Source organism: Tabrizicola flagellatus, from assembly GCF_046295235.1.
GTDB lineage: Bacteria > Pseudomonadota > Alphaproteobacteria > Rhodobacterales > Rhodobacteraceae > Tabrizicola > Tabrizicola flagellata_A.
The window spans coordinates 1-1,683 of record NZ_JBKBLV010000086.1 but is presented as its reverse complement, the minus strand read 5'-3'; the positions used below and the strand labels follow the sequence as shown (position 1 = coordinate 1,683).

Below are 1,683 nucleotides of genomic sequence, written 5' to 3'. Positions count from 1 at the left end.
TCCTTCACCGCCATGAAGGCCGCATGCGGGCCGCCATAGCCCATCGGCACCCCGAACCTCTGCGCCGAACCCACCGCGATATCCGCCCCCATCGCGCCGGGTTCCTTCAACAGGCACAGCGCCAGGAGGTCCGTCGCCATGATCGCGATCGCCCCCGCCGCATGCAGACTGGCAATCCGCTGGGTGAAGTCGATCACATGGCCGTAGCTGGACGGATACTGGAAGATCGCGCCGAACACCTGCGACGGGTCCAGCTTGCGCACGTCATCCTCGATGATCTCGATGCCCAGAGGCAGCGCGCGGGTCTTGATGACGGCAATGGTCTGGGGATGGCAGAACCGGTCCACGAAGAAGGCCCGCGCCTTCGATTTCGCCACGCGTTCGGCCATGGTCATCGCTTCGGCCGCCGCCGTCGCCTCGTCCAGAAGGCTTGCGTTCGCAACGTCCAGCCCCGTCAGGTCGCAGACCATGGTCTGGAAGTTCAGCAGCGCCTCCAGCCGCCCCTGCGCGATCTCGGGCTGATAGGGCGTGTAGGCCGTGTACCAGGCCGGGTTCTCCAGGATGTTGCGCTGGATCGCCGGAGGCGTCACCGTGCCGTAATAACCCTGCCCGATCAGGCTGGTCATCACCCGGTTCTTCGCCGCCACATCCTTCATCTTCGCCAAGAGCTCATGCTCGGCCAGGGGCGCCCAGCTCAGCGGCTGCGACTGGCGGATCGACGGCGGCACGGTCTGGTCGATCAGCTCGTCCAGGGTCCGCACGCCGACGGCGGCCAGCATCTCCTCCATCTCCACCGGAGAGGGGCCGATGTGGCGGCGGTTGGCGAAGTCGTAGGGGTTGTAGTCGGTGGGCGTGAAGGTCATGGCACTGGCCTCTGGAATGGGGCGGACAAATTCCTTCGAAGGAATTTGCAAAACTTTTCGAAAAGTTTTGCCCGGCGCGGAACCGGGCGCGAGGGATCAGCCGATCAGCTCCTGATATTCGTCCTCGTCCATGAAATCGTCGAGCACGCTCAGGTCATCGACGCGCATCTTGAAGAACCAGGCGGCCCCGGTCGGGTCCTCGTTCACCAGGCCGGGGTTGTCCACCAGCTTGGTGTTCACCGCGACGATCTCGCCGTCGACGGGCGCCAGGATGTCCGAGGCCGCCTTCACGCTTTCGATCACGCAGACCTCGTCGCCCTCGGTCACCATGGTCTCGGTCTCGGGCAGTTCCACGAAGACCACATCGCCCAACTGGGTCGCGGCGTGTTCGGTGATGCCGACGACCACGAGGTCCCCCTCGACGCGCAGCCATTCGTGTTCCTTGGTGTATTTCATGATCGTCCTCAGCGCTTGTAGGTTGTCGGTTGGAAGGGCATCGCGGTCACTGTAACGGGCAGACGCTTGCCGCGCACCTCTCCCATCAGTTGCGTGCCGATGCTAGCATGGGCGCGGGCAACGTAACCCATGGAAATCGGTGCGTTGACCGAAGGCCCGAACCCGCCCGAGGTCACCTGTCCGACCGGCGTCCCGTCCGGGGCGAAAAGCTCCACCCCCTCGCGCATCGGCGCACGACCCTCGGGGCGCAGGCCCACGCGCAGCCGCTCCGGCCCCTCGGCCAGTTCGCGCAGGATCCGCGCGGCACCGGGAAAGCCGCCCGCGCGCGCGCCACCCGCCCGGCGGGCCTTCTGGATCGCCCAGG

General features: G+C 66.0%; 2 protein-coding genes and 1 pseudogene. All 3 read right to left on the bottom strand.

Annotation, left to right across the window (positions count from 1 at the left end; translation table 11 throughout):
- A pseudogene (locus ACK4IU_RS18595) lies at nucleotides 1–863 on the bottom strand (glycine dehydrogenase (aminomethyl-transferring)); the annotation flags it as partial.
- A 96-nt stretch (nucleotides 864–959) separates the two neighbouring features.
- Nucleotides 960–1,319, bottom strand: a complete 360-nt coding sequence (gene gcvH / locus ACK4IU_RS18590) for a glycine cleavage system protein GcvH (RefSeq protein WP_128515594.1) — start codon at nucleotides 1,317–1,319, stop codon at nucleotides 960–962.
- Nucleotides 1,320–1,327: 8 nt separating this feature from the next.
- A partial coding sequence (locus ACK4IU_RS18585) for a glycine cleavage T C-terminal barrel domain-containing protein (RefSeq protein WP_409738349.1) occupies nucleotides 1,328–1,683 on the bottom strand: 356 nt, incomplete at its 5' end.

What these genes read in the sequence shown, in the direction of transcription:
- gcvH (WP_128515594.1), bottom strand. Translation starts at nt 1,319, where the DNA reads ATGAAATACACCAAGGAACACGAATGGCTGCGCGTCGAGGGGGACCTC.